This is a genomic window from Streptomyces sp. NPDC086519, from assembly GCF_040686075.1.
Classification (GTDB): domain Bacteria; phylum Actinomycetota; class Actinomycetes; order Streptomycetales; family Streptomycetaceae; genus Streptomyces; species Streptomyces shenzhenensis.
In genome coordinates, this window is sequence record NZ_JBFBJL010000145.1 from 1 (window position 1) to 4,136 (window position 4,136).

The 4,136-nt window shown below is 71.3% G+C and carries 5 protein-coding genes and 1 pseudogene; 4 read left to right on the top strand and 2 right to left on the bottom strand.

The features are described from left to right. Window positions 1–101: 101 nt before the first annotated feature. Together AB0P24_RS47565 and AB0P24_RS47570 are read right to left on the bottom strand one after the other, a co-directional pair. On the bottom strand, window positions 102–380 hold the full coding sequence (locus tag AB0P24_RS47565) for a hypothetical protein (RefSeq protein ID WP_365805693.1): 279 nt from the start codon (window positions 378–380) through the stop codon (window positions 102–104). 28 nt (window positions 381–408) lie between these two features. Next, window positions 409–1,200 carry a PspA/IM30 family protein gene (locus tag AB0P24_RS47570; protein WP_093503936.1) on the bottom strand — a complete coding sequence of 264 codons (792 nt, stop codon included), beginning with the start codon at window positions 1,198–1,200 and terminating at the stop codon, window positions 409–411. A gap of 200 nt (window positions 1,201–1,400) precedes the next feature. Between AB0P24_RS47570 and AB0P24_RS47575 the strand changes: the two genes are divergently transcribed. The 4 genes and pseudogenes from AB0P24_RS47575 to AB0P24_RS47590 all read left to right on the top strand — a co-directional run. After that, window positions 1,401–2,075 (top strand): DUF3043 domain-containing protein, encoded by a 675-nt coding sequence (locus AB0P24_RS47575; protein ID WP_365805687.1) that lies wholly within the window; start codon window positions 1,401–1,403, stop codon window positions 2,073–2,075. An 83-nt stretch (window positions 2,076–2,158) separates the two neighbouring features. Beyond that, on the top strand, window positions 2,159–2,896 hold the full coding sequence (locus AB0P24_RS47580; RefSeq protein ID WP_365805689.1) for a methyltransferase domain-containing protein: 738 nt from the start codon (window positions 2,159–2,161) through the stop codon (window positions 2,894–2,896). 73 nt (window positions 2,897–2,969) lie between these two features. Next, window positions 2,970–4,055, top strand: coding sequence for a trypsin-like peptidase domain-containing protein (locus AB0P24_RS47585; protein ID WP_365805691.1), 1,086 nt, complete (start codon window positions 2,970–2,972; stop codon window positions 4,053–4,055). Further along, window positions 4,052–4,136 (top strand): annotated as a pseudogene (locus AB0P24_RS47590) (TetR/AcrR family transcriptional regulator); the annotation flags it as partial. The gene AB0P24_RS47585 and the pseudogene AB0P24_RS47590, both read left to right, overlap by 4 nt.

A 4,136-nucleotide genomic window follows, 5' to 3' on the forward strand; every position in this document is an offset into this window, starting at 1 on the left:
CGGGGGCTGCCGCCCCCGGACCCCCGCTTCGGCCCGAACGGCCTCGCTCCCCATCGCCGGACGGGGTGTCGACCTGGCCGTCAGTCCGGAGGACGTGGCCGTCAGCCTGGGATGAGACCGTCGTCCCGCAGCAGCGCCCGGACCTCGTCCAAGGTCGCGTCCGGGGACGGGAGGATCAGGTCCGAGGGTTGCAGGGCGTCGTCCGGGAGCGGTGCGCCCAGCTCCCGGACCCTGTCCAGGAGGGCGGTCAGGGTGCGGCGGAAGGCTGCCTCGTCGCCGGACTCGATCTCCGCGAGGAGCTCGTCGTCCAGCTTGTTCAGTTCGGCGAGGTGGCTGTCGGCCAGCCTCACCTGACCCTCCCCCATGATCCTCACGACCATGTCGGCCATGTCGCCCTCCAGGCGTCGGCTACTGCTTGTCGAAGCGCGGGGTGTCCTGCGGCTGCTGCGACTGCTGGCCCTGGCCGGTGCCGCCCTCGATCGCCTGCTGGGGCGAACCTCCGGCGAGCTCGGCCTTCATGCGCTGCAACTCCAGCTCCACATCCGTACCACCGGAGAGGCGGTCCAGCTCGGCGGCGATGTCGTCCTTGGCCGTGCCGGTCGGGTCGTCGAGGGCGCCGGAGGCGAGGAGTTCGTCGATGGCGCCGGCGCGGGCCTGGAGCTGCTGTGTCTTGTCCTCGGCGCGCTGGATGGCGAGGCCGACGTCGCCCATCTCCTCGGAGATGCCGGTGAAGGCCTCGCCGATGCGGGTCTGGGCCTGGGCGGCGGTGTAGGTGGCCTTGATGGTCTCCTTCTTCGTACGGAAGGCGTCCACCTTGGCCTGCAGGCGCTGGGCCGCGAGGGTGAGCTTCTCCTCCTCGCCCTGGAGGGTGGCGTGCTGCGTCTCCAGGTCGGTCACCTGCTGCTGGAGGGCGGCGCGGCGGGAGAGCGCCTCGCGGGCGAGGTCCTCACGGCCGAGGGCGAGCGCCTTGCGGCCCTGGTCCTCCAGCTTGGTGGACTGCTGCTGGAGCTGGTTCAGCTGGAGTTCGAGGCGCTTGCGGCTGGTCGCCACGTCGGCGACGCCGCGGCGGACCTTCTGGAGCAGTTCCAGCTGCTTCTGATACGAGTAGTCGAGGGTCTCGCGCGGATCCTCGGCCCTGTCCAGGGCCTTGTTCGCCTTCGCGCGGAAGATCATCCCCATACGCTTCATGACACCGCTCATGGGCTTCGCGCGCCCCCTTCTGACGGACTCCAGCTCACCGATCCTGCGACAGAACCCACAGTACGGGCCCTGCCTCCATTACCGCACTGTTCGGGGACCGATGCGCTCATCCCCAAGGACGACTACGGACAGCTCCGCTCCGGCACAGGTAGTAGGTGAGCCCCCGGAGCAAAGCGCCTGCAACGTCCCCTCTGTCCCCCATGGAGACGACTGGCGTTGCGGGATCGTTCCCCGCCGGACTAGGGCCCACACCCCACCACCCCTTACCCTTGGGTTTTGTGTTCCGTAGCCGCGCCAAGGATGAGAAGGCCCCCGCCGACAAGGCGGTCGTGACCGACTCCACGCAGACCCGAGACCCGCAGGCCCCCAAGGGCAGGCCCACGCCCAAGCGCAGTGAGGCCCAGTCCCAGCGGCGCAGCGTGGCCAGCACGCCGACGACGCGCAAGGACGCCGCCAAGCGTCAGCGCGAGGACCGGCGCGCCGCCATGGAGCGCCAGCGCCAGGCGCTGGCCACCGGCGACGAGCGGTACCTGCCGGCCCGTGACAAGGGCCCGGTCCGCAGGTTCGCCCGCGACTGGGTCGACTCGCGTTTCAACGTCGCGGAGTTCTTCCTGCCGCTGGCCGTGGTCATCCTGGTCATGAGCGTGGTCAACAACGCCGCGATCAAGAACATCGCGCTGCTGCTGTGGCTGGTCGTGATCGTGCTGATCGTGCTCGACGCGGCGATCAGCGGCCTGCGGCTGCGGGGACGCCTCGCGGAGCGCTTCCCGGACCAGAACAAGAGGGGCGCCGTCGCCTACGCCCTGATGCGCTCCCTCCAGATGCGCCGGCTCCGGCTGCCCAAGCCGCAGGTCAAGCGCGGAGAGCGGCCCTGAGCGCAGAGCCTTTCTCCGGGGGTGCGGCGGAGGCCTGGCTGACCAAGCTGGGCGGGCTGCGTGATGTCGTACGACAGGAGCTGGTGACCCGGCAGCTCGACGAGCAGATAGCCGGGCGGTTCCCGGTCGGGCAGCGGCTGCGGGTGCTCGACGTGGGGATGGGTCAGGGCACGCAGGCGCTGCGGCTGGCCCGGGCCGGTCACCAGGTGACCGGTGTCGAGCGGGAACCGGCGATGATCGCGGCCGCGCGGGAGGCCCTGGCCGGTGAGCCGCAAGGCATCCGCGAACGGGTGCGGATCGTGCAGGGGGACGGGCGGGACACGGGTGTCCACTTCCTGCCGGGCAGCTTCGACGTGGTCCTCTGCCACGGGGTGCTGATGTACGTCGAGGAACCGGACGCGCTGCTCGCCGGGCTGGCCCGGATGCTGGCCCCGGGCGGGCTGCTGTCGCTGCTGGTGCGCAACGCCGACGCGCTGGCCATGCGGCCGGGGCTGAGCGGCGACTGGGCCGGCGCCCTGGAGGCCTTCGACACCGTCTCCTACCTCCCCCACTCTCGGCTTCGCTCGAGCGGGGGGACCCCCACCCGCCTCGGTCTGCACGTCAGGGCCGACCGGCTGGCCACGCTCACCGGCGCCCTCGCCGGCATCGGCGCACCGTTGCAGTCCTGGTACGGGGTACGGGTGTTCACGGACACCGCCGCGGACGACGCCGAACCGCCCGCCGGCCTGGAGACGCTGCTCGCGGCGGAGGAGCGGGCCGGGCGGACGGATCCGTACCGGGCGGTCGCGGCGCTGCTGCACCTGTGCGGGGTCCGCGGCTGACTCCTGGCGCGGTGCCGCTCGTTCGGGCCAGCAGTACGCGCCGGAGCGTCACCGCCGCGGTGAGACTCGGGGCATGAACGCTTCCCCTGCCCGCCGGATCCTCCGTACGGCCGCCGCGTTCGGCTGCTGCCTCGCCCTGCTCTGCGGATGTTCCGCCTTCGGAAACGACCGGACCGCAAACGCGCCGGCCGTCCGCGCGGCGGCCGTCCCCCTGGCCGCGACCGATCTGCAGAACCAGTACCAGAAGGTGATCAGGAACGTCCTGCCCTCGGTCGTACAGATCCAGGCCAGCCACGACCTGGGCTCGGGCGTGGTGTACGACGGCAGCGGACACATCGTCACCAACGCGCACGTCGTGGGGGACGAGAAGAAGTTCAGGGTGACGACCGCCAACACGGACGAACCGCTCACCGCGACGCTGGTGTACTCCTACCCCCAGCAGGACCTGGCGGTCATCAGGCTCGACAAGGTCCCGGCCGGGCTGAAGGCGGCCGCCTTCGGGGACACCGACAAGGTCCAGGTCGGGCAGATCACGCTGGCCATGGGATCGCCGCTCGGGCTGTCGTCCAGCGTGACCGAGGGGATCGTGTCGGCGACCGGACGGACCGTCAGCGAGAACACGGCGGGGTGGGGGTCCCCCCGCTCGAGCGCAGCCGAGAGCGGGGGAGGGACGGGGGCCACCATCCCCAACATGGTGCAGACCTCGGCGGCCATCAACCCCGGCAACAGCGGGGGCGCCCTGGTCAATCTGGACGGCCAGGTCATCGGCATCCCGACGCTGGCCGCGAGCGACCCCAACCTGGGCGGCAGCGCGGCACCGGGGATCGGGTTCGCCATCCCGGCGTCGATGGTGACGACGGTCGCCGACCAGATCATCAGGCAGGGGAAGGTCACCGACTCGGGGCGGGCCGCGCTCGGCATCACCGGGCGCACGGTCGTCGACGTGAACTACCAGCCGGCCGGGGTGGCCGTGGTGACCGTGAAGCCGGGCGACGCGGCCGACAAGGCGGGCATCCGGCCCGGGGACACCCTCACCAAGGTGGGTCGTGACGACATCACCACGATCACCTCACTGGCCGAGTCGCTCGCCTCGGACCGGCCGGGGCAGAAGACGACGGTGACCTACAGCCGGGACGGCGTCAGCAGAAAGGCATCATGAAGCCCGTGCCCCAAGCGACATCGCTTCGCAAAGCGCCCGTGCAGCGCCGCAGCGCCGAACGGCTGACCAGGATCCTCGACG